General features: G+C 72.8%; 18 protein-coding genes and 1 pseudogene. 5 read left to right on the top strand and 14 right to left on the bottom strand.

Features of this window, described 5'->3' with window-relative positions; all coding sequences use genetic code 11:
- Window positions 1-44 precede the first annotated feature (44 nt).
- The gene (locus MMA15_RS01100; protein WP_241062906.1) at window positions 45-1094 is read right to left on the bottom strand and encodes a PLP-dependent cysteine synthase family protein; all 1050 of its coding nucleotides are present in this window, start codon (window positions 1092-1094) and stop codon (window positions 45-47) included.
- Between the two features lie 248 nt (window positions 1095-1342).
- Between MMA15_RS01100 and MMA15_RS01105 the strand changes: the two genes are divergently transcribed.
- Window positions 1343-1654 (top strand): hypothetical protein, encoded by a 312-nt coding sequence (locus tag MMA15_RS01105; RefSeq protein WP_241057059.1) that lies wholly within the window; start codon window positions 1343-1345, stop codon window positions 1652-1654.
- A gap of 159 nt (window positions 1655-1813) precedes the next feature.
- Window positions 1814-2257 (top strand): annotated as a pseudogene (locus MMA15_RS01110) (ATP-binding protein); the annotation flags it as partial.
- A 494-nt stretch (window positions 2258-2751) separates the two neighbouring features.
- On the opposite strand, the gene MMA15_RS01115 reads toward MMA15_RS01110, so the two are convergent.
- From MMA15_RS01115 to MMA15_RS01140, 6 genes are all read right to left on the bottom strand, one after another.
- Entirely contained in the window at window positions 2752-5436 is a 2685-nt protein-coding gene (locus tag MMA15_RS01115) for an ABC transporter permease (RefSeq protein WP_241057060.1), read from the bottom strand.
- A complete protein-coding gene (locus MMA15_RS01120) occupies window positions 5433-6176 on the bottom strand; it encodes an ABC transporter ATP-binding protein (RefSeq protein WP_241057061.1) in 744 nt (247 codons plus the stop codon). Before MMA15_RS01120 ends, MMA15_RS01115 begins: the two co-directional genes overlap by 4 nt.
- Window positions 6173-6505: an SHOCT domain-containing protein gene (locus MMA15_RS01125; RefSeq protein ID WP_241057062.1), complete on the bottom strand. Its 333-nt coding sequence runs from the start codon at window positions 6503-6505 to the stop codon at window positions 6173-6175. Before MMA15_RS01125 ends, MMA15_RS01120 begins: the two co-directional genes overlap by 4 nt.
- Window positions 6506-6728: 223 nt before the next feature.
- Entirely contained in the window at window positions 6729-7112 is a 384-nt protein-coding gene (locus tag MMA15_RS01130; protein ID WP_241057063.1) for a PPOX class F420-dependent oxidoreductase, read from the bottom strand.
- A 90-nt stretch (window positions 7113-7202) separates the two neighbouring features.
- A complete protein-coding gene (locus MMA15_RS01135; protein WP_308290486.1) occupies window positions 7203-7754 on the bottom strand; it encodes a GNAT family N-acetyltransferase in 552 nt (183 codons plus the stop codon).
- A gap of 4 nt (window positions 7755-7758) precedes the next feature.
- On the bottom strand, window positions 7759-8994 hold the full coding sequence (locus tag MMA15_RS01140) for an ROK family protein (protein WP_241057064.1): 1236 nt from the start codon (window positions 8992-8994) through the stop codon (window positions 7759-7761).
- A gap of 17 nt (window positions 8995-9011) precedes the next feature.
- Between MMA15_RS01140 and MMA15_RS01145 the strand changes: the two genes are divergently transcribed.
- Entirely contained in the window at window positions 9012-10304 is a 1293-nt protein-coding gene (locus tag MMA15_RS01145; RefSeq protein WP_241057065.1) for an MFS transporter, read from the top strand.
- A 114-nt stretch (window positions 10305-10418) separates the two neighbouring features.
- Here the strand turns inward: MMA15_RS01145 and MMA15_RS01150 are convergent, their stop codons facing one another.
- From MMA15_RS01150 to MMA15_RS01165, 4 genes are all read right to left on the bottom strand, one after another.
- Window positions 10419-12542 carry a glycoside hydrolase family 3 N-terminal domain-containing protein gene (locus MMA15_RS01150; protein ID WP_241062908.1) on the bottom strand — a complete coding sequence of 708 codons (2124 nt, stop codon included), beginning with the start codon at window positions 12540-12542 and terminating at the stop codon, window positions 10419-10421.
- 494 nt (window positions 12543-13036) lie between these two features.
- A complete protein-coding gene (locus MMA15_RS01155) occupies window positions 13037-13702 on the bottom strand; it encodes a response regulator transcription factor (RefSeq protein WP_241057066.1) in 666 nt (221 codons plus the stop codon).
- Window positions 13699-14919: a sensor histidine kinase gene (locus MMA15_RS01160; RefSeq protein ID WP_241057067.1), complete on the bottom strand. Its 1221-nt coding sequence runs from the start codon at window positions 14917-14919 to the stop codon at window positions 13699-13701. The genes MMA15_RS01155 and MMA15_RS01160 overlap by 4 nt, the downstream gene beginning before the upstream one ends.
- A gap of 710 nt (window positions 14920-15629) precedes the next feature.
- Entirely contained in the window at window positions 15630-16373 is a 744-nt protein-coding gene (locus MMA15_RS01165) for a TetR/AcrR family transcriptional regulator (protein WP_241057068.1), read from the bottom strand.
- A 275-nt stretch (window positions 16374-16648) separates the two neighbouring features.
- On the opposite strand from MMA15_RS01165, the gene MMA15_RS01170 reads away from it, so the two are divergent.
- A complete protein-coding gene (locus MMA15_RS01170) occupies window positions 16649-17143 on the top strand; it encodes a nitroreductase family deazaflavin-dependent oxidoreductase (RefSeq protein WP_241057069.1) in 495 nt (164 codons plus the stop codon).
- A gap of 255 nt (window positions 17144-17398) precedes the next feature.
- On the opposite strand, the gene MMA15_RS01175 is transcribed toward MMA15_RS01170, so the two are convergent.
- Complete coding sequence (locus MMA15_RS01175; RefSeq protein ID WP_241062909.1) at window positions 17399-18568, bottom strand: geranylgeranyl reductase family protein; 1170 nt, start codon at window positions 18566-18568, stop codon at window positions 17399-17401.
- A 604-nt stretch (window positions 18569-19172) separates the two neighbouring features.
- On the opposite strand from MMA15_RS01175, the gene MMA15_RS01180 reads away from it, so the two are divergent.
- Window positions 19173-20651 carry a dipeptidase gene (locus tag MMA15_RS01180; RefSeq protein ID WP_277399984.1) on the top strand — a complete coding sequence of 493 codons (1479 nt, stop codon included), beginning with the start codon at window positions 19173-19175 and terminating at the stop codon, window positions 20649-20651.
- Window positions 20652-20864: 213 nt separating this feature from the next.
- Here the strand turns inward: MMA15_RS01180 and MMA15_RS01185 are convergent, their stop codons facing one another.
- Together MMA15_RS01185 and MMA15_RS01190 are read right to left on the bottom strand one after the other, a co-directional pair.
- Window positions 20865-21908 (bottom strand): NUDIX hydrolase, encoded by a 1044-nt coding sequence (locus tag MMA15_RS01185; protein ID WP_241057070.1) that lies wholly within the window; start codon window positions 21906-21908, stop codon window positions 20865-20867.
- A 215-nt stretch (window positions 21909-22123) separates the two neighbouring features.
- Window positions 22124-22708 (bottom strand): TIGR03086 family metal-binding protein, encoded by a 585-nt coding sequence (locus tag MMA15_RS01190; RefSeq protein WP_241057071.1) that lies wholly within the window; start codon window positions 22706-22708, stop codon window positions 22124-22126.
- Window positions 22709-22739 lie beyond the last annotated feature (31 nt).

Raw genomic sequence — 22739 nt, forward strand, 5'->3', positions numbered from 1 at the left:
GCCGGGGCGGAGGCCGGGGCCGGACGGGAGCCCGGTCGGCCCGGTCAGCCCGTCCAGTCGCCCGTCGCGAGGAACGTGCTCAGGGTCAGGCTGTACGGCTCGATGTCCAGGCCCTGCGCGGCGAGCCAGTCGTCGGAGTAGTACTTGTCCAGATAGCGCTCGCCCGGGTCGCACAGCAGCGTGACCACGCTGCCCGTACGCCCCTGTGCGTACATCTCGGAGACGATCTTCATCGCGCTCCACAGCCCGGTCCCGGTGGAGCCGCCCGCGCGCCGCCCGGTGGCACGCTCCAGCGCCCGCACCGCGGCGACCGCGGCGGCGTCGGGGACCTTCATCATCCGGTCCACGGCCGACGGCAGGAAGCTGGGCTCCATGCGGGGGCGGCCGATGCCCTCGATGCGTGAACTGCCGTCGCTGGAGGCGTCGTTGTCGCCGCTGAGCCAGCCGTCGAAGAAACAGGAGTTCTCGGGGTCGGGCACGCATACGCGGGTGTCGTACTGCATGTAGTGCACGTAGCGGGCGATGGTCGCGGAGGTGCCGCCGGTGCCCGCGGTGGCCACGATCCACGCCGGTTCCGGGAAGCGTTCGAGCCTCATCTGCTCGTAGACGGACTCGGCGATGTTGTTGTTGCCGCGCCAGTCGGTCGCGCGCTCTGCGTAGGTGAACTGGTCCATGTAGTGGCCCCCGGACTCGGCCGCGAGTGCGGCCGAGACCTCGTACACCGTGCGCGGATCGTCGACGAGATGGCACCGGCCGCCGTGGAACTCGATGAGCCTGGTCTTCTCCCGGCTCGTCGTGCGCGGCATCACCGCGATGAAGGGCACCCCGATCAGCTTTGCGAAGTACGCCTCGCTCACGGCGGTGGAACCGGAGGACGCCTCGATGACGGGCTTGCCGGGGCGGACCCAGCCGTTGCACAGACCGTAGAGGAACAGCGAGCGGGCGAGGCGGTGCTTGAGGCTGCCCGTGGGGTGCGTGGACTCGTCCTTGAGATACAGGTCGACGCCCCACTGCTCGGGCAGCGGAAACGACAGCAGATGGGTGTCGGCGCTCCGGTTGCTATCGGCCTGCACCTTGCGTACGGCTTCCTTCAGCCACGCCCGGTATTCCGGATCGCTGCGGTCGACGTCGAGGGTGGCCGTGCCGTGCGGCGGGGCGGCAAGGGGGGTGCCGGCGACGGCGCCGCCCGGGGGCTCCTGGGCCGGTTGTCCGGTTGTGCTCACACGACCGATCATAAAAGGGCCCTCTGGTGGAGCCCGCGGGTTGCGGGCACACTTCCAAGAGGGTATGGGGCGGCCGGCCCGGGGGCACCCGGGGCCGCGAGGACTGGTGGGAGGCAATCGTGGCGGAGCCGGAGTACGACGCGGGCGGGGTCCGAATACGGCGGATGCTCCGTTCACTCACACGTGCGGGTCATGTCCTTGTGCGGGACGGGCAGTTGGTGCTGATGACCAGCTACGGCAGCGAGATCGACAGCGCTCCGGTCGACAAGGTCCGCATCAGCGGCTACGGCATGCCGGACAGCGCGCTGGCGACCCTCGGCGGTACGCGCTATGTGCTCCAGTTCGGCCTGGGCCGCCGTGCGGGCCTGCTGAACGCGGTACGCACGGCGCGTGCCAAGGCCGCCGCCGAGCGGGGAGTGCTCGGCACCTGAGGGCCGGTGGCCGGGCGACGGCCGGTCGCGCGTACCTGCTCGCGTTGCGGGACATCAGGCACCGTTTCATCCTGAGCGTGTGTCTTTCCTCACATATGTCTCGCAGGTTGCGCAGGTACCGGTCCGCTCCCTGATCGCACGAGCCGGGGAGCCGCTGCCATGACCGCCCGTACCACGGGGAGGTCGCGCACCCACTGCGCGGTCGAGTTCCAGGCGCTGCCCTCACGGATCGGGCAGGTGCGCCGGATCGTCGCCGCGCAGCTGCGCTACTGGCGGCTGGAGCCGCTCATCGACGCGGCCGCGCTCGGTGTGACCGAGCTGCTCACCAACGTCCACAGGCACACCGGCTCCGACAAGCACTGCACCGTGGAGATCGTCTTCCGCAGGGACCATCTGACGGTGTCCGTACGGGATCACGACCCGCGTCTGCCACGGGTGCGCTCCGCCGAGCCGTCCGCGACCAACGGGCGCGGGCTCGCGCTCATCGCAGCCGTCAGCGCGAGCTGGGGCATGCGGGCGCAGAACGACGGCTCCGGGAAGGTCGTCTGGTTCACGCTGCCCGTCGCGCTGGGCACGCCCCCGCCGCGTGCGGGGGGAGGTGCGTCGGCGGCGTCCGGCGAGGCCGGGGTGCCCGCGCTCGCGGGCGCGGCCGGTACGGCGACGAGCGCGGGCACGGGCACGAGCGCGGGCACGGGTACGGGCTCTGGTCCCGGGTCTGGTCCCGGGGCTGGTCCCGGCGGCGGCGCGATGGACTTCACGGCCGAAGGGGTGCCCGGCACGGTGTCCCAGGGCCAGGTCGTCACAGGGCCGGGTGTGGCCGGGCCAGGCATGACCGGACCCGGCATCACGGGTCTGGCGTAACGGGTCTGGCATCACGGGTCTGGCGTAGCGGGTCTGGCGTAACGGGGCCGCGCTCTCGCCGATGCCGGGTCCATGCCGCCGAGCCCACTCGGCCGCAGCGAACTCGCCCCGTCCGCCTGCGAGTTGGAGAGCGGACGGCCCAGGACGTGCGAGGACGGCGCACGGGCGGCTGCCGTACCCGCCCACGCACGGCAGCCCGCTCACACGCCGTCCCCACCGCCTCGCACGGACCGCGCTCACTCGGAGGCCACGGCACGCAGCACATTCAGCCGTGCCGCCCGCCGCGCGGGCCGCAGCCCCGCGACCAGTCCGGCCGCGACACCCACGAGGGCCACCAACGCCAGCCGCCCCGGCGGCAGTTCGAACGCGGCCGTCCCGGCGCTGTCGGCGGCACGCACCAGCGCCCAGCCGAGGAAGCCGCCCAGCAGCAGTCCGCCGAGGGTGCCGAACGCCGCCGTCAGCAGCGACTCCCAGCGCACCATGGCCCGCAGTTGCGCCCGTGTCTGCCCGACGGCACGCAACAGGCCCAGTTCACGGGTGCGTTCGTGCAGCGCCAGGGTGAGGGTGTTGGCGATGCCCAGCAGCGCGATGAGGACCGCCAGGGCGAGAAGGGCGTAGACGAGCGTGAGCATCATGTCGATGCCGGCCGCCGAACTCTCCGCGTACTCCTCGCGTGTCTGCACCGAGGGCCCGCCGTAGGGACGTACCGCCTCGCTCACCGCCGCCTTGCCGTCCTCCGGAGCGACCCCGTCGGCGAAGACGACCGCCAGCAGCGTGTCGGAGTCCTGTGTGCGGTGCGGCTGCCAGGCGTGGCGCCCGATGACGTAGTCGCCCGCCAGTTCGTTGCGGTCGAAGACGGCTCTCACGGTGAAGCGTTCGCGGTCGCCGTCGGTGAAGGCCAGCTCCACGGCCGAGCCGGTGTGCCAGCCGTGCTTGTCCGCCTCGTCGGCGGAGACGGCGAGGCCGTCCGTGCCGAGGGAGCCGAACGAGCCGTGTACGCCGGTCAGTTGGAGGACGTCGCGGAGACGGGCCGGGTCGGCGACGGTCAGCTCCTTGCCGCCGCCCTCGACGCGTGCGACGCCCTTGCCGAGGCCCAGAGCGGTGGACACCTCGGGCAGTGCCTCGACGCGTGAGGCGAGCTTGGGGCTGAGCCCGCTGCCTCCGGCGCCGAACGCGGGTGCGCTGACGGCGACGTCGCCCGCGAAGGAGCGGGAGACGGCAGCGTCCATCGTCGCCTTCGTGGACGAGGCGAAGACGGTGAACAGCGACACCACCGCCACCCCCGTCATCAGCGCGGTCGCCGTGGCGGCGGTGCGCTTCGGGCTGCGCAGCGCGTTGCGCTGGGCGAGCGCCCCCGTGACGCCCCGCAGCCGGGCCACGGGCCTTCCCAGCACCCGTACGGCGGCCGAGGCCGCGGCCGGACCCAGCACCAGGAACGCGGCGAACACCGCGACCGCTCCCGCACCCGCCAGCCACACCGAACGCGGGTCGCCCGCCGCGCCCAGCACCGTCGTCCCAGCGCCCGCCGCCGCGAGCAGCGCACCGGCGAGGGTACGGACGCGGGGCACACGCGTCCTCTCCGCGGACGTCTCACGCAGCGCCGCCAGTGGTGCGGTGCGTGACGCCCGTACGGCGGGCAGCAGCGCCGAGCTCACGCACACCAGCACGCCGACGGCCGGAGGCAGCGCCATGGAGAGCGCGCTGACGACCAGTGAGCCTTCGGGGAACGGGAAGCCGACAGCGGGGAAGAGCGCCTGCAACCCGGCCGCGATGCCGATTCCCCCGGCGAGCCCGGCCGCCGACGCGACCAGCCCCACGACGACGGCCTCGGTGAGGGTGGCGCCGAGCACCTGGCGGCGTGAGGCGCCGAGTGCCCGCAACAGGGCGTTCTCCCGGGTGCGTTGGGCGATGACGATGGCGAAGGTGTTGTGGATCGAGAAGACCGCGACGAGCAGTGCGATGCCGGAGAAGACCAGCAGCAGCGACGTGAAGAGCGTGAGGAACTGACCGGAGATCATCTCCTGGTCCTCCTCGGCGACCCGCTGCCCCGTGACGGCCTCTGCCGACTTCGGCAGGACGGGCTTCAGCGCGTTGACCAGCTCCTGCTGACCGGTTCCCTCCGAGGCCCGCACCTGGATCGACGCGGCGCGGTCCTTCCCCGGCATCAGATACCGCTCGGCGTCGCCGAGGGTCAGGCCCGCGAAGGTGACCTGGCCCATGCCGTCCTGGCCTCCGAAGGACGCCAGTCCGACGATCTTCACCCGTACCGGGTCGGGCGTGCGCAGCGTGGTGGTGTCGCCGATGTGCAGTCCGCCTCGCCGGGCGGCGCCCTTGTTCAGTACGGCCTCGCCGGAACGGGCCGGTGCCCGCCCCTGGGCCAGGGTGTACGGATTCAGCTCGGGGTCGTCGATCCAGTTCCCGGCGAGGGTGGGCGGGCCCTGGCCGCCGACGGGCTTGCCGTCGGCGCCGATGATCTGGCCCATGCCCTCGACCGACGGCTCGGCGGCCGCGACGCCCGGCACCTCGCGGATGCGCCCCAGCACGCCGGTGTCGATCGGCTGCCGGGTGCCCTGGGCGTTGCCCGCCGTGGTGATGACGCTGTCGCTGCGTACGACGGCGTCGGTGCCTGCCGCCGCGTTGCCGAACATGGTGTCGAAGCTGGCGCGCAGGGTGTCGCCCATGACGAGCGTCCCTGCGACGAAGGAGACGCCTAGCAGCACGGCGGCGAAGGTGCCGGTGAAGCGCCGCTTGTGGGTGCGCAGCGAGGCCAGGCTGAGGCGCAGCGCGGCGAGCGCTCCCGCGCGGCGGGTGCGCGCACGCCCGTACGGGCCCGGGGACGCCGGGTGCCCGTGGCCTTCCGGGGCGGGGCCGCCGGGCGCACGGCTGCCCTGTCCCGGGCCGTGGTCGGTGACGGTGGTCATGCCGTCACCCCCGCCGTGTCGAAGTCCTTGAGCCTGTCGAGGACCCGCTGCGCGGTGGGCGCGTCCATGCGGTCCACGAGCCGCCCGTCGGCGAGGAAGACCACCTCGTCGGCGTGTGCGGCGGCCACGGGGTCGTGGGTGACCATGACGACCGTGCGGCTGGTCTGCCGTACCGCGTCGCCGAGCAGCCGCAGCACCTCCTCGCCGGAGCGGGAGTCGAGATTGCCGGTGGGCTCGTCGGCGAAGACCACGTCGGGCCTGCCCGCGAACGCCCTTGCTACGGCGACTCGTTGCTGCTGGCCTCCGGAGAGTTCGCCCGGCCTGTGGTGCAGCCTGTCGCGCAGCCCTACGACGTCGATGAGCGCGTCGGTCCACTCCGTGTCCGTACGGCGTCCCGCGAGGTCGCGGGGCAGGCTGATGTTCTCCGCGACGGTAAGCGTCGGCACCAGGTTGAAGGACTGGAAGACGAAGCCGACGCGTTCGCGGCGCAGCAGCGTCAGCCGCCTGTCGCTGAGGGCACCGAGTTCGGTGCCGCCGATGTGGGCGGTCCCCGAGGTGAGGGTGTCCAGCCCCGCGGCACAGTGCATCAGCGTCGACTTGCCGGACCCTGAGGGCCCCATGATGGCGGTGAACCGGCCGGCGGTGAAGCCGAGGGAGACGCCGTCCAGCGCCCGCACCGCGGCCTCACCGCTGCCGTAGATCTTCACCGCGTCGGTGACGTGTGCGGCGAGATCGCTCATGCCGGGCCGTCCTTCGGCCTGGCGCCCTCCTCCAGTACGGACAGCCGCCGCCAGTACTCGTCCTCGTCGATCTCGCCCTTGGCGAAGCGCCGTGCGAGCAGGTCGACGGGTGAGTCCTCGCCGCGGGGGCCTCCGGCCGGTACGGGGCCGTGTCCGCGACCGGGACCGTACCCAGGTCCGCTCCAGGGGCCGCTCCATGGGCCGCGTCCGCGCCAGACGGTGCGCCGCAGCAGGACGACCACCCCGGCGATCACCGCCGCCCAGACCAGCGGGAAGAACAGGATCCACGGGCCGGGGCCCGCTCCGTGCCACTGTGCGAGGTCGAACATCACTCTCAACTCCTCGGTCGCGAAGGGCTTCTGCCTCTTCCTTCGCTACCGAGAGTCGCCCGGTGAGGGGGCAGCCGTCGTCGTACGGCCAGCGGCTCCTCGCCTGCTCCCCGTGGAGTACCGGGAGGCGCGAGCGCTGCTGCGGGAGGGGACGCCGCCGGGCGTGCCCGCCTCCCTTGGTGCGGATAGCCGGTGGCGGCGCCGGGAACGCCGACGGCCGGTGTCAGAAGGTGACGGCGATCCCGATGTGGGGGCGCCGGCCGAGCCTCAGCAGGGCCCCGCCGGTGTCGGTGACGCGGAACTGCCAGCCGTACTTGCGGCCCATCGCCTTGCGTAACCGGTCCAGCCCGCCCGGCTCCGTCATCAGCCGTGCGCTGCCCTCGGCGCTCTCCGCGTCCTGTGCCGTACGGCCGCGGGCGTCGCACGGGGTGACCGTGACGCGGGCTCCGTTGCGCACCCGCTTGACCTTGCCGCTGTCGGCGCGGGTCCATACGAGGAGTTCACCGGCGTCCTCGACCGCCCAGACGGGGGTGGCGACGGCGGTCCCGTCGCGCTTGAACGTCGTGAGGCTGACGTAGCGGCTTGCGGCGATCTGCGGTGGCGTCACGCCACGAGGCTACGCCCGGGGCCCGGCCGCCAGTGCGGCGGACGGGGAAGGCGATCGCGGGTCGCCCAGGCGCCGCGTCAACTCCCGGTCCTAAGCGGCGAGTTCGCGCCGCATGCAGACCCTGGGCCAGCGGTCCAGGCCCACATGGGCCTCCTCGGCGCGGATGCGGCGCAGCCCCGGCGTCAGCTCGTCCCCGGCGAGCACGCGGAAGCCGCAGCGCTTGTAGTAGGGCGCGTTCCACGGCACCCGCTCGAAGGTGCACAGCGTCAGGGCGGGGACGCCGGCGGCCGCCGCCCGCGCGGCGACGTGGTCGATCAGGGCGCGGCCGATGCCCTTGCGGGAGCTGCCGGGATCGACGGACACCTGCTCGATGTGGACGTTGCCGTCGAGGGGTTCGGCCAGTACGTACGCCACCGGGCGCTCGGCGGCCGTCTCGTACGGGCCGTGCTCCTCGGCGACCCACAGCCCGCCGTTGTGAACGTAGCGCCGCAGCACGGGAATCGGCGGCGGCGAGTCGTCCGCGACCCGGTCCATGCCGAGTTCGCGGAAGAGGCCGCCCGCCGCTCGCTCGATCTCCTGGACCCGCCGCAGATCCCTCTCGGCCCCTGCCCTGATGTGCACCGTCGTCATCTCGTCGTTCATCCCGTCAGCGTCCCGTCAGCGTCCCGAGCGGGTCGTCCAGTACGGGCTGCCAGGCGAGTTCGGCGGCGCCGACGAGACTGTTGTGCGCGAGCGAACTGGGCAGGACCGGCACGCTGCCGCTCCTCCCCCACAGGCTGCGGTCGGCGATCACCGCGCGCAGCCGTTCGCCGTCGGTCTCCAGCAGCGCGCGGTGCAGACCGCCGAGGATGACCCGGTCGGGGTTGAGGATGTTGACGAGCCCGGCGATGCCCAGTCCGAGCCGGTCGATCAGGGTCTCCACCGCCGTGCGCACGGCCGGATCGGTGTCGTACTCCTCGCGGATCAGCTCCTGGGCGCGCTTGAGGAGCGAGATCTCCGGCCCGGGTTCGCGACCGGCGGCCTCCAGGAAGGCGAGCGGGTCGGTCTCCACGTCCAGGCAGCCCCGGCTGCCGCAGTGGCAGGGCCGCCCGCCGGGATCGACGGTGAGGTGTCCCACCTCCAGCGCGAGGCCGGAACTCCCGGTGTGCAGGCGCCCGTCGAGTACGAGCGCGCCGCCGACGCCGCGGTGCCCGGTCCCCACGACGAGCAGATGGCGGGCGCCGCGGCCCGCGCCGTGGCGGTGCTCGGCGAGGGCGGCGAGGTTGATGTCGTTGGCGGCGTAGCCGGTCGCCGTCGCCTCCCCGGAGGGTCCGCTGACGCGGGCCTCGGCCAGCGCGCGGGTGAAGATCTCCCGTACGGGGGCGCCCACTTCCCACGCCAGATGCAGGGGGTTGATCGCGGTGCCCTCGGGTTCGGCGACGGCCGAGGGCACGGCGAGACCCGCGCCCACACAGCGGCGTCCGGTGGTCTTCAGCAGCTCCGCGCCGGAGGCGACGACCTCGCGGAGGATCTCCGCCGGATCGGCCGCGGCCGTGCCGGAGCCCGGTGCGGTGGCGACGATGTGACCGCCGAGACCGACCAGTGCGGCGCGGTAGCCGTCGGCGTGGACCTGTGCGGCGAGCACGACGGGGCCTTCGGCTTTCACGGAGAGCCGGTGCGAGGGCCGGCCCTGGGTTCCGGAGGCGGCGCCGGGCCGGGAGTCGACCGTGATCAGGCCGAGCGACTCCAGCTCGGCGGCGACGGCGCCCGCGGTCGCCCTCGTCACGCCGAGTTCGGCGGTGAGCGCGGCCCGGGTGGGCGCCCTGCCGGTGTGTACGAGTTCCAGCGCCGGGCCGAGAGCGCCGCGGCCTCGCTCCAATTTGCTTGTACGCGTCGGGGTCACCCCTCTATTCTCGCTTTGTGTCGACACTGAACAAAATACGGTCGGCGCTCGCCGGGGCAAAGGGGCTCCGCAGTCGCGGAGACGACGCCTCCCCGCCGCCCGGCCTGCGCCGTCTCCGTATCGCGACGACGGTCTTCTTCGCGCTCGACGGCTTCCTCTTCGCCGGCTGGGTGGTACGCATCCCGGCGGTCAAGGAGCAGACGGGGGCCTCCCCCAGCGCACTCGGGCTGGCGCTGCTCGGGGTGTCCGCGGGCGGCGTCGTCACGATGATGCTCACCGGGCGGCTCTGCCGCCGGTACGGCAACCACTCCGTGACCGTCGTCGCGGCAGCGCTGCTCTCGCTCGGTGTCGCGCTGCCGCCGCTGACGCACTCCGCCGTGTCCCTCGGTCTCGTACTGCTGGTGTTCGGAGCAGCCTACGGCGGTCTGAACGTGGCGATGAACGCCGCGGCCGTCGATCTGATCGCCGCCCTGGGGCGGCCCGTGATGCCGGGATTCCACGCCGCGTTCAGCCTGGGCGGCATGGCGGGGGCGGGCCTGGGCGGTCTGGTCGCGGGGCAGTTGAGCGCGACGCGGCATCTGCTGCTGCTGACCGCGGCCGGGCTGATCCTCACGGCGCTCGCCGGGCGCGTCCTGCTCTCGCACCCTGTCCCGGCTCCCGCACGGTTCGCAGAAGGGGCGCGGCCCGTATCCCCGTCCGCGCCTTCGGGAGACTCACCGGCCGCCGAGCAGGCCCCGCAGGCTCCGAAGTCCGCGCGCCGCGCCCGTCGCCTCGTCCTCGTGCTGGGCCTGGTCGCGCTGTGCACCGCATACGGCGAGGGCGCACTCGCCGACTGGAGCGCCCTGCATCTCACCGAGGATCTGCACGCGGGCCCGGGGACCGCCGCCGCGGGCTACTCGCTCTTCGCACTCGCCATGACCGCCGGGCGCCTGTGCGGCACGGCACTGCTCGAACGCCTAGGGCAGAGCCGCCTGTTGACCACCGGCGGCCTCACCGCGGGGGCGGGCATGCTGCTGGCGTCGGTGGCGCCCGAGATCTGGCTGGTCCTCGTCGGATTCGTGATCACCGGGCTCGGACTGGCCAACCTCTTCCCCGTCGCCGTCGCACGTGCCGGTGCGCTCACCGGCCCCGGCGGCGTGGCCGCGGCCTCCACCCTCGGCTATGGCGGAATGCTCGTCGGGCCCGTCGCCATCGGCTTCCTCGCCGAGTGGTTCTCGCTGACGGCGGCGCTGACCACCGTGGCGTTGCTCGCCTTCGTCGCCGCGGCAGTGGGCCGTCTGGTGCGCGGCGCGCTCGCCGACGGCGGCTGAACAGCCGAACAGCCGCACGGGGAACGGCGGTTCGCCTGCCGATCGTCGGTTGATCGCCTGCGGAGGACAGGGCCGGGACGGGGCGGCGCCCCGCTCCCCCGGTGCGCCCCGCCGTCAGGTGAGAGTGAGCTTCGTGTGCAGCTCCGCCTCCGAGCTGCCGCCCGCGTAGACCGTGAACTCCCCTGCCTCCACGAGGAGTTCGCCTGACGGGTCGTTGGTGTGGAAGCCGAGGTCGTCGGCGCCGAGTTCGAAGGAGACCGTGCGGCTCTCGCCCGGTTCGAGTGCGACCCGCTCGAAGCCGCGAAGCCTGCGTACCGGCTGGGCGATGCTGGCGACCTTGTCGCGGATGTAGAGCTGCACCACCTCGTCACCCTTGCGGCGGCCGGTGTTCTCCACCCGCACGGTCACCCCGACCTTCGCGTGTCCGTCGCGTACGGCCTTCGCGCTCACGCTCTCGTCGCTCAGTTCGAGCCGCGAGTACCCGAAGGTGGTGTAACTCAGGCCGTGCCCGAAGGGGAAGAGCGGACCGTGCGCCAGATCGAGGTATTTGGAGGTGTACTTGTTGTCCGGGTCGTACGGGCGGCCGGTGTTCTCGTGCGCGTAGTACTCGGCGAGCTGCCCGACCGCACGCGGGAGGGTCACGGGCAGCTTGCCGCCCGGGTTCACCTCGCCGAAGAGGACGTCCGCGACGGCGTTGCCGCCCTCCAGCCCGGGGTGCCAGCCCGCGAGTACGGCCGGAGCCTGCTCCACGATCCCGGAGAGCACCAGCGGGCGGCCCGCGAGGACCACGACCGCGAACGGCTTGCCGGTCCTCGCGATCCGGCGGATCAACTCCTCCTGCACGCCCGGGAGCCGGATGTCGCTGCGCGACGCGGCCTCCCCGCTGTGGCTCGCCTTCTCGCCGACGACGACGACCGCCGCGTCGGCGGCCCGTACCACGGCCTCTGCCTTCTCGAAGCCGCCGGTGTCGTCGCCCGTGACCGCGCAGCCCCGGGCGAACGTCACCTTCGCGTCCGGTACGGCCTTCTTCACGCCTTCCAGTACGGACACGGCGGGGAACATGCGCGATCCGGGACCCGCCCAAGTGCCGTGCAGCTCCTGGGTGTCGTCACCGAGCGGGCCGACGACGGCGAGCGAGGCGGTGTCCTTGCCGAAGGGGAGCGTGCGCTCGTCGTTCTTCAGCAGCACGGCGCAGCGGGCGGCGGCCTCACGGGCGCGCCTGCGCGCGGTCCGCGTGGGCTTGGCGATCTCGCCGTCCTCGTCGGTGTACGGGTTCTCGAAGAGCCCGAGGCGTGCCTTGACGCGCAGCACGCGGGTGACGGCGTCGTCGAGGCGCTCCATGTCGAGACGGCCGGACTCCAGCAGCTCCTTGCCGTGGTCGGCGTAGGTGGTGCTGACCATCTCCATGTCGACTCCGGCGCCGAGCGCCAGGGCCGCGGCGTCCGAGCCGTCGGCGGCGACGCCGTGCGGGATCAGTTCCTGGACGCCGTTGTAGTCGCCGACGACGAAGCCGTCGAAGCCGAACTCCTCGTGCAGGATGCCGGTGAGAGTGTGCGGATTGGCGTGCGCGGGGACGCCGTTGACGGTGTTGAAGGACGCCATGACGGTGGCCACGCCCGCGTCCACGGCCGCCTTGAACGGCGGCAGCGCGACGTCCCTCAGCCGTCTCTCGGAGATGTCCACGGTGTTGTAGTCACGGCCGCCCTCGGGAAAGCCGTAGCCGACGAAGTGCTTGGCGCAGGCGGCGATCCTGCCCTCTTCCGAGTAGTCGTCGCCCTGGTATCCGCGTACCTTCGCGGCCGTCAACTCCGCCGTGAGATACGGGTCTTCGCCGCTGCCTTCGGCGATGCGCCCCCAGCGGGGCTCGCGGCTTACGTCGGCCATCGGCGCGAACGTCCAGTGCACGCCCCACGACGCGGCCTCACGTGCGCTGACCTCGGCGTCGGCGGCGACCACCGCGGGGTCGAAGGAGGCGCCCTGGGCGAGCGGCACCGGAAAGGTCGTCAGAAAGCCGTGGATGACGTCGAGTCCGAAGACCAGCGGGATGCCGAGACGTGACTCCTCGACGGCGAAGCGCTGGAGGTCGTTGCACTCCTTGGCGCCGGTGATGTTCAGGACGGAGCCCAGCCGCCCCTTGGCCGCGGCCTCCCGTGCCTTCTCGTTCTGGCCCTCGCCCGGCCCGGTGTCGGGGTTCCAGGTGAGCTGCTGTAGCTGTCCGAGCTTCTCCTCCACGGTCATACCTGCCAGCAGCTTCCGCACCCGTCGCTCCGTCCTCGCGTCAACTCGGCTGCGTGCGGCGGAGGTCGCGCGGCGCGCGGCCCGTACGGAGGCGGTACCGGACGCAGTGCCGGCGGGCGTGGCCGCGGCGGCCGGATCGGCCGTGAGCCCCGCGATCGACGCCGAGGAGGCGAGCACCGCCGCCCCCGCGGATGCCCTGAACACACTGCGGCGGCTGGGTTCTCCGGTCACTCGGATCTCCTTCGGCGGCGTCCCGGCCAGTGTCGTACGGATCTTGCCGGAGGGAAGTCAATCCGCCTGGGCAGGGCCGGTCAAGGGACGAAAGGGAAAGCGGCCGGAATTATTGGAAGCGCATACATGTAGCCGCCCGGTTTTCGCGTTCCGCGCTCGTCGATACGTACAGCGGCGGTGTGCGGAGGCTCGCCGCGGCGGCAGGTTTCGGCGGCCGGGCAGGGCGGCCGGTGGCGGCGCTCCGCGCGGGCCGGGTCGGGCCGTCAGCCGAGCCAGCCGGGCCGTACGAGCCCCGACTCGTAGGCGAGGACGACGAGTTGGGCCCGGTCGCGCACGCCGAGCTTGACCATCGCACGGCTCACATGTGTCTTGGCGGTGAGCGGCGAGACCACGAGACGCCCTGCGATCTCCTCGTTGGACAGGCCGATGCCCACGAGCGCCATCACTTCCCGTTCGCGCTCGGTGAGTTGGGACAGCGACTCGGCCTCCGCGGGCTCCTTGGACCTCGCCGCGAACTCCTCGATCAGCCGCCGGGTGACGCTGGGCGACAGCAGCGCGTCCCCGTCGACGACGGCACGTGCGGCCCGTACCAGCTCCTCCGGTTCGGTGTCCTTGACGAGGAAACCGGAGGCCCCGGAGCGGATCGCCTCGAAGACGTACTCGTCCAGCTCGAAGGTCGTCAGCATGACCACCTTCACGTCCGCCAGTTCAGGGTCCTCGGTGATACGGCGCGTGGCCGCCAGCCCGTCGAGCACGGGCATCCTGATGTCCATCAGCACCAGATCCGGACGCAGTTCGCGCACCAGCCGCAGGGCTTCCTCCCCGTCGGCGGCCTCCCCCGCCACCTCGATCCCGGGCTGGGCGTCGAGCAGCGCGCGGAATCCCGCACGTACCAGCGACTGGTCGTCGGCGAGCAGGACTCGGATCACGTTGACTCCTCGGCCGGGGGCGCCGACACGCTACCGCCCGGGCCGACGGGCAGACGTGCGGTGACACGGAATCCGCCGTCGGGTCGCGGGCCCGCCTCGGCGCTGCCGCCGAGCGCCGCGGCCCGTTCGCGCATCCCGAGGATGCCGTTGCCGCCGCCGGTACGGCCGGGAGCGCTGCCGCCGCCGGACGCGGGGCCCTCGTCGTCGATGTCGAGCCGCAGTTCGCGGGGCCCGTAGCTCATCCGTACACGGGCCGTACGGGATTCGGAGTGCCGTACGACGTTGGTCAGGGCCTCCTGGACGATACGGAACGCGGCCAGGTCGGCGCCCGGCGGCAGCGCCCTCTCCTCGCCCTCGGTCTCGGTGGTGACCCGCAGTCCCGCGTCCGCGGCCTGCGCGGTCAGCTCCGGCAGCCGGGCCAGGCCGGGAGCGGGTGCGCGCGGGGCGTCGCCGGAGGAGCGCAGCGTGTCCAGCACCTGCCGGACCTCCCCCAGGGCCTCCTTGCTGGCGCTCTTGATGGTCGTCAGAGCGCTGCGGGCCTGTTCGGGATCGGAGTCCAGCAGCGCCAGACCCATGCCTGCCTGGACGTTGATGACGGAGATGCTGTGCGCCAGCACATCGTGCAGCTCACGCGCGATGCGCAGCCGCTCCTCGTCCACGCGGCGGCGCTCGGCCGCCTCCTCCTCGGCTCGGCGGCGGGCCCACTCCTCGCGGCGGGTACGGGCGAGTTCGGCGGCCGCGAGGACGGCCGCGATCCAGGCGGCCACGAGGAGTTCGGACTGCCAGCCCGGCGGCTGGTCGCCCTCGGGCGGCAGCCAGTCCCGCAGCACATAGCCGATGAGCAGATGGCCCGCCCACACCAGCGCCAGCGCACCCCATGCCGCATAGCGTCGGCCGCCGACGACGGCGGCGAAGGCGGCCACGGCGACGCTGACGAAGACCGGCCCGTACGGATATCCGGCGGCGAGATACACCACGGTGGCCGCCGCGCAGCCGAAGACGGCGGTGCGGGGAAGGCGGTAGCGCACCAGCAGCAGCAGCGGACCCACCGCCAGCAGCAGCCGCGCGTAGACGTCGAGCGAGGTCCGCAGGCCCTCCTGGTTGGCAGCCGCGCCCTGGGAGCCCGCCTGCTGGATCACGAGCACGGCCAGAGACGTCAGCCAGGGCACATGGCGGCCGGCGGACTCCTGCCCCGCGGCGCGCGGGCCGCGCCGCATGGGCGAGCCACGCCACCTGGGCGGGCCCCAGGGAGGCGGACCGGAGGGAGGCTGGACCAGGGCGCGAAGACCCGGGCCGCCTGGCCGGTGCGGGCGGGGGTTCATGTCGGCAACGCTAGCCGCGAGCGGGGGGCCGCGTAGTCAGCCTGCGGCGGACATCGGGGCTACTCCTGCGGGAGTAGGCAGGGGCGGGGACCTACGGGAGCAGGCGGGAGTCCTCGATCCAGGTGCGGGCTTGGGCGTAGGTGCGGGGCGGGGGTGCGCGCGGGGCGGGCGTACGCGTGGGCGTGGGCAGGCGCCGGGATCGGTGGGGTGGCCGGGCATCGGTGGGGATGGCCAGGGCGTGGGGGAGCCCCGGGCGGGGGTCCGGAGGTACGGGAGACGCGAGGCGCGGGAGACGCGAGGCGCGGGAGCCGCGAGGCGCGGGAGACGCGTAGCGCGGGAGACGCGTAGCGCGGGAGCGTATGGGCTACGGCGAGGTGCTGAGCACGGTGGCTGGCCGCGAGGCACGGAGCGTACGCGCTGACGCGGGGCCACAAGACGCGGGCGAACTGGCGCCCCCGAGGCGCGAGATGAGCTGCCGCCACGAGGCGACGCGGGCGAACGGGCCGCCGGTCGACATCGCAACGGCGGGCGCTCACGAGGCGCTGGGCCGGGTGCTCACGAGGCGGCAGGCACTGGCGCCGAGAGATGCGCGGACGCGAATCCGGTCAGGCCAGGCCCACGTTGTGGGCGAGCGAAGCCACTGCGTGGTCGAAGAACTTCTCCCTCGCTGCCACGACGCGTTCGAAGTGCCCGAAGAGTTCGAAGCTCACCAGCCCCGCCAACTGCGCCCAGGCGGCGATCAGTTCGGCGACCACCGGCGCGGGCAGCCGTACCTCCAGACGCTCGGCCAGCTCACGGGCGTCGTCGAGCACGGCAGCGGGCGCTGCCGGGACTCCGGCCGCCGTGGGGTCCGGACCGCCGCTGCCCCTGTCCGTGCCGGGCACCCGCAGTGCACCGGCGGCATACGCGTCGGACGCCACGGCGACCAGAGCCGCCGCGGCACGGGTGGCGGAGACCGTCGTGGACGCCGGTGCCGCATATCCGGGGACCGGCGAACCGTAGACGAGCGCGTACTCGTGCGGGTGGCCCAGCGCCCACTCGCGATGCGCCCGGCAAACGGCCTGCCAGCGCGCGATGTGCGAGTCGCCCTGCGCTGCGGAAGCCTCGTGGGCGGCCTCGGTGGCGGCCCCCAGCGCGTCGTACGAGTCGGTGATCAGGGCGGTCAACAGGTCGTCCCGGCCGGGGAAGTAGCGGTAGAGCGCCGAGGAGACCATGCCGAGGCTGCGGGCGACGGCACGTAGGGAGAGCTTGGCCGCGCCCTCTGCGGCGAGCTGTCTGCGGGCCTCCTCCTTGATGGCGACGACGATCTCGTCACGTGCCCGCTCCCGGGCGCCCTGGATCCTGACCATGGGCGAAGTCTGCCAGCTTCGCGGAAGCACTGCACACGTTCGAGAGCACTGCTCTGGATTTAGTGCACTGCTCGTGCAACACTGCTCCAAAGAGAGAGCACTGCTCTCGCAATCGGTTCGGAGCGCTGGCAACGCTTGAGAGCGCTGCTCTTGCGCGCACCGCTCCGGTCCGAGAGCGCCGCTCTCGCCGCATTGATCCGGGATCGAGAGCACTGCTCTCGCCTCCGACCACCGCTCACGCACCCACGCACCCACGCACCCAGGAGGATTCCGCCATGACCGCAGCACATGTCATCAGACCGGACTGGCTCACCCGCCGCGTAATCAATCCCGCTGTCGCCTGGCTCGCCCGGCACGGCATCGCCGTAGCCGGGTCACGGGAACTCGCCGTGCGCGGCCGGAAGAGCGGCGAGTGGCGCCGTACGCCCGTCAATCCGCTCGCGTACCGGGGTGAGCGTTATCTCGTGGCGCCGCGCGGCCATGTCCAGTGGACGCACAACATGCGTGCCGCGGGCGGCGGGGAGCTGCACAAGGGAGGCCACGTAGAGCGGTTCACGGCATCCGAACTGCGCGACGACGAGAAGCCGGAGATCCTGCGGGCCTATCTGAAGAAGTGGAGTTGGGAGGTGGGGGCGTTCTTCAAGGGGCTCAGCGCGAAGTCGACCGACGCCGAACTGCTCGCCGCCGCCCACAAGTACCCGGTCTTCCGGATCACCGCGCTCCCGCCCGCCGACGAGGGCGCGTACCGGTCGAGTACGTCCGAGGGCTGAAGAGGAACCCGCCCGAGGCCACGGCCCCGGCCACGGTCACGCCGCGCACAGCACAGCACAGCACACCGCACCGCACCGCACCGCACCGCACCGACACGAGCGCTATCGGCTACGGCGCCGACTCCCCCGCGAACACCGGCACTTGGGCTCCGCGGTCCGCTCCGGTCCGCGCCCCGCGCCCGGCGGCGCCCCGCTCCCCGCGTGCCGCACACCCAGCGCCGCGCGCCCCACGCGAAGCCCCGTGAACCCACCCGGCTACCGGTCCAGCGCGTCCAGTGCGCGGCGCGCGATCGGGCTCGTCCTGATGACCTCGGGCAGCGATGTGGCGCCGCGCGTGAACTCCGCGAAGACGTTCCAGGCGGGCCGGAACCCGGTGAGCGCGGCGTGCAGCATCCCCGGGCGGCGCGAGAAGACGTTGAACATGCGCCGCCCCACACCCATTTCCACGCCCAGACCGGCCTTGACGGCGAAGGCGTAGTTGAGCGCCTGCCGGCGGGCGTCCACCGCGTCGTGTGCCTCGGCGACCCTTACGGCCCACTCCCCCGCGAGCCGTCCGGAGCGCAGGGCGAAGGAGATTCCCTCCCGGGTCCATGGTTCGAGGAGCCCTGCGGCGTCCCCGCACACCAGGACCCGGCCCCGGGAGAGCGGCGAGTCCTCGGCGCGGCAGCGGGTCAAGTGGCCCGAGGAGACGCTGGGTTCGAAGCCGGCCAGGCCGAGCCTGCCGACGAAGTCCTCCAAGTAGCGCTTGGTCGCGGCGCCTTCGCCGCGGGCCGAGATCACACCGACGGTGAGGGTGTCACCCTTCGGGAAGACCCAGCCGTAACTCCCGGGCAGCGGGCCCCAGTCGACGAGCACCCGGCCCGCCCAGTCCTCGGCAACGCTCGACGGCACCGGGATCTCCGCCTCCAGCCCCAGATCGACCTGGTCCATCTTCACGCCGACGTGGGCGCCTATCCGGCTCGCGCTGCCGTCCGCGCCGACGACCGCGCGGGCGAGTACGGGCCGTTCCTCACCGGAGACGACGACGGCGACGGTACGGCGGTCGGGCACGGAGGCGCCGTGCTGTTCGACGCGGGTGACGGTGACGCCCGTACGTACGCGGGCGCCCGCCTTGACCGCGTGCTCGACGAGCGACTGGTCGAGTTCGGAGCGGTTGACCAGGCCGAAGAGCATCTGACGTGAGCGGCGGGTACGGGAGAGCCTGCCGTTGAGGGAGAAGGTCACGGCGTGTACGCGGTCGCGCAGCGGAAGGTCGAAACCCGGGGGCAGGGCGTCGCGCGAGGGTCCGATGATGCCGCCGCCGCAGGTCTTGTAGCGCGGCAGTTCGGCCTTCTCCAGCAGCAGCACCCGGCGTCCCGCGACGGCCGCCGCATACGCCGCCGACGCTCCCGCCGGGCCCGCGCCGACCACGACCACGTCCCACACCGGGTCCTCGGCCTCCGCGCTCGCGACATCGTCGGGTGCGAAGGCGGGCGCGGGCCCGGAGTCGGCGTCCGTGCCGGAGTCGGTGTCCGTACCTGGGTCGGACCCGGATGCGTACTCGGCGTCCGCGTCGGAGCCGCCCTCTCCGTCATCGGAGCCACCGTCGGCCTCACCGGAGGCGTTCTCAGCGAGGACGTCCCCGGCCGAGGCATCCCCGGCCGAGGCGTTCCCGGTCGAGACAGCCCCCGTCGGGTCATCCCCGGGCGAGACTTCCTCAACCGAACCGGCACCGCCCGCAGGGAGCCTCGAACTGCCCTTGCTCTCCGGCCCGTTCGGCTCCCCGCTCCAGGTCTCCTCGGTGCCCGCGGCGACCGCGCCCCCGGCGTCGCCCCGCCCCTCTGCCCCGGTTGCGTCCTCGCTGTTCACGATGTGCTTCCGCTCCGCTCGACCTCGGCTTGGTGTGGCCGATCGCATCCTACGGCGCCGCCCGTGCCGCTCCCCCTGTGGGAGGATCATCGCCGACTTCACACCACGTTCCCTGCACCTGGACCGCACAACGGCCACGCGGGGAGACGTCCCGAACACCGCGCCCACAAGGAGCGTTCACATGACTCTCAGCCCGGCCCGTGGAGACGACGGAAAGGCCGGAGAGAACGGACAGGCGGGAGCTGCCGACCGGACCGGAGCTCAGGCCGTGGACCACGCGCCCGGGGCCGGTGCCGCCGCCGGTGATGCCGCCATCGCCTCCGCCGTGGCCTCCCTGATGCCCCGCGCCCGTACGGAACTTGCGGAACTGGTCGCCTTCCGCTCGGTGGCCGACCCCGCGCAGTTCCCGAGGAGCGAGTGCGAGGGCGCGGCCCGCTGGGTCGCGGACGCGCTGCGTGCCGACGGCTTCCAGGAGGTGGACGTCTTCGTCACGCCCGACGGCACCGAGTCCGTCTACGGAACGCTGCCCGGCCCGCCGGACGCCCCGACGGTGCTGCTCTACGCCCACTACGACGTGCAGCCGCCGCTGGACGAAGACGCCTGGCACACACCGCCGTTCGCACTCACCGAACGCGACGGACGCTGGTACGGGCGCGGCGCGGCCGACTGCAAGGGCGGAATCGTCATGCATCTGCTGGCACTTCGGGCTCTGCGTTCCGAGACCGGCGGGCTTCCGGTGACGGTCAAGTTCATCGCGGAGGGCTCGGAGGAGCAGGGCACGGGCGGCCTCCAGCGCTACGCGGAGGCGCACCCCGAACTGCTGTCGGCCGACACGATCGTCATCGGGGACTCCGGCAACTTCCGTGCCGGACTGCCGACCGTGACCGCCTCGCTGCGCGGCATGGCGGGACTGCGGGTCACGGTCGAGACCCTGGAGGGCAATCTCCACTCCGGTCAGTTCGGGGGTGCCGCCCCCGACGCGCTCGCGGCGCTCATGCGCATGCTCGACTCCCTGCGCGACGCCGACGGCGGGACCGTCATCGACGGCGTGGAGCCCTGCCAGCGCTGGGACGGCATGGAGTACCCGGAGGAGGACTTCCGCCGCGACGCACGCGTGCTCGACGGAGTAGCCCTCACCGGTGGGGGAAGCGTCGCCGACCGCATCTGGGCGCAGCCGTCCGTCACGGTGCTGGGCATCGACTGCCCGCCGGTCGTGGGGGCCACGCCGTCCGTGCATGCGAGGGCGCGCGCCTCGGTCAGTCTGCGCGTACCGCCGGGTGCGGACGCCGAGAACATGACGCGGCTGCTGATCGCGCACCTTCAGTCACACGCCCCGTGGGGTGCGCGCGTGAGCGTCGAACGGACCGGCGAGGGGCGTCCGTTCAGCGCGGACACGACCAGTCCCGCGTACCAGGCGATGGCCGATGCGCTGAGCGCGGCCTACGACGGGCAGGAGATGCAGATCGCGGGGCAGGGAGGCTCGATCCCGCTGTGCGACACCCTGGCCACGCTCTATCCGCGGGCGGAGATCCTGCTGATCGGCCTCAGCGAGCCCGCCGCCCAGATCCACGCGGTCAACGAGAGCGTCTCGCCTGAGGAGTTGGAGCGGCTGTCGGTCGCGGAGGCGCTGTTCCTGCGGGAGTACGCAGAGCGCGCCTGACGGCGGCACGCGCCGTGCGACGGCGTTCCGAACCGCCCCGGGAACTCAGTCGCCGAACTCACTCCTCGTACTACGTGAGGCTCCGCGTCACGGCGCCGGGACTCCGCTCGACGTCGCCTCGTGCGCCGATTCGTGCAACCGCCTCGTGCTCCGGCTCGTGCGCCGATTCGTTCCGTGTCCGATCCTTCTGCGCCGAGCGGTCGCTACGCAGCCCTACGCCGCGTCGCGTCCGTCCAGTCCGCCGATGGGAACACCGGCCTCCAGATAGAGGGGCCGCCCCGCCTCGCGTGCCCTCAGCGCACCGCGCAGCCTCTCCAGCCTTACGGGAGGCAGGAGTTCGGCGGCCTCGGCCTCGGTGACGAAGCGCCAGCCGCGCAGTTCGGCACCGGGCAGCAGCACCCGTTCCGCCTCCTCGGCGGGGAGTAGGCCGCCGTCGAAGAGGAGGCGTATGCCGCCGTAGCCGGGGGGCCGTGGCGGTTCCCAGTCGGTGACGAGCAGCCGGGGGTCGCCCTTCAGCCGCAGGCCGAGTTCCTCGGCGACCTCGCGCACTCCCGCGTGCGCGGGCGCCTCTCCGGGTTCGACGACGCCGCCGGGGAACTCCCAGCCCGGCTTGTAGGTCGGGTCGACGAGCAGCACCCTGTCCTGCTCGTCGAAGAGCAGGACACCGGCCGCCAGGGTCTCGGCGGTCGGTTCCGGCGTCTGCACGATCTCCAGGCTTCCCGCTCCCGCGCGCAGCGCCCCCGCGACCTCCTCCGCGGTCTGCCGCGGAGTGAGCCCGGAGGTCTCCACGGTGTGCGCGTCCTCGGTGAGCCAGCCGAGGGCCGCACGGTATTCGGGAAGCTGGCGGCGGCACCAACTGCGGTCCGGGCGGCTGTCGTTGTCACCTGCCTGTTCGATGCGCATCCGAAGGATCGTTTCGTCCGCGTGAAGCAGTACGTGGCGGACGGGAATCCGGCGGGCGGCCAGCGCACCGAAGATCTCGTCCCGGTACTCCTGCCGCAGCAGCGTCATGGGAACGATCAGCGGCCCCGGCACCTCCGTGAGCAGGGCCGCCGCCGTGTCGGCCACGAGCCGCCGCCAGGAAGGGAGTTGCTGGTAGTCGTCGACCTGGGCGAGGCGTTCCTTGGGGAGCATGCATCTCAGTCCCGTACCGATCAGGGCCGGGTCGCACAGGGTGCTCCCCGGGATCAGCTCCACGAGTTCCTGCGCCGCGGTGGTCTTGCCCGTACCGAAGGCGCCGTTGAGCCACACGATCACGGTCGGTCCCCCTCTGCCGTCGCCCCCCGTTTCACGCTGCCCGCTCAACCCTGCCACGGAAACGCGCGGGGGCGGCGCCGTCGCAAAACCCTGGCGCGCGAGGCGCGTTTCACCACGGCACGGCCGGTACGGAGGTGCACGCGCCGAATTCTCGGAGCGACGGGCGGGGGGTCGGGCGGGGACCGTGGGCCGGGGAACGGGCCGTAGAGCCGCCGTCAGTGCTTCACCGCGGGCCGCCAGCCGGGGTCGCGCCCGCTGAGAGCCAGGAGTTCGTCGAAGGGAGAGGCGCCCTCCGGCACCGGGAAGGGCTCGCCGAAGACGCCCATCTTCCGCCCGGTGGGGGCGAGTTGGCGCCAGCCCTCCACCAGCGTCGGGAGGCTCGGCTCATACGGGGTGAAGTCCTGGCCGGTGGCGCGGGCGAGGTCCCACGCGTGCACCGTGAGGTCGCCGAGCACCATGCCTCCGACGGTGGTCTGCGGAAGGCCCATGCCCTGCGAGGTGCCCTCCAGCGCACCGGGCGCGGACCAGGCGGTCACCAGCCGTTCTGTCTCGTCGTCGAAGAGGGCGCGCCAGTCGCTGCTCTCGCCCACCCGGTCCGGTGTGGTGGCGAAGTCCGCGGTGCCCTTCGCGGCGAGGGCCTGGAAGCTCACCACGACATGGAGGAGATGGTTGAGCAGGGCCTTTACGTCGTACTCACTGCACGGGGTGGGGTCGGAGAGCTGGTCCTCCCGTACGCCGTGTACGACGGGGCGGGCCTCACGGGCGGCGCCTACCAGCAGTCCGGAGATCTCGTTCGTCATGTCCGGAAAGCTACGTCGCCCGTGCGGGCTC

The sequence above is a fragment of the Streptomyces marispadix genome (assembly GCF_022524345.1).
Taxonomy (GTDB): Bacteria; Actinomycetota; Actinomycetes; order Streptomycetales; family Streptomycetaceae; genus Streptomyces; species Streptomyces marispadix.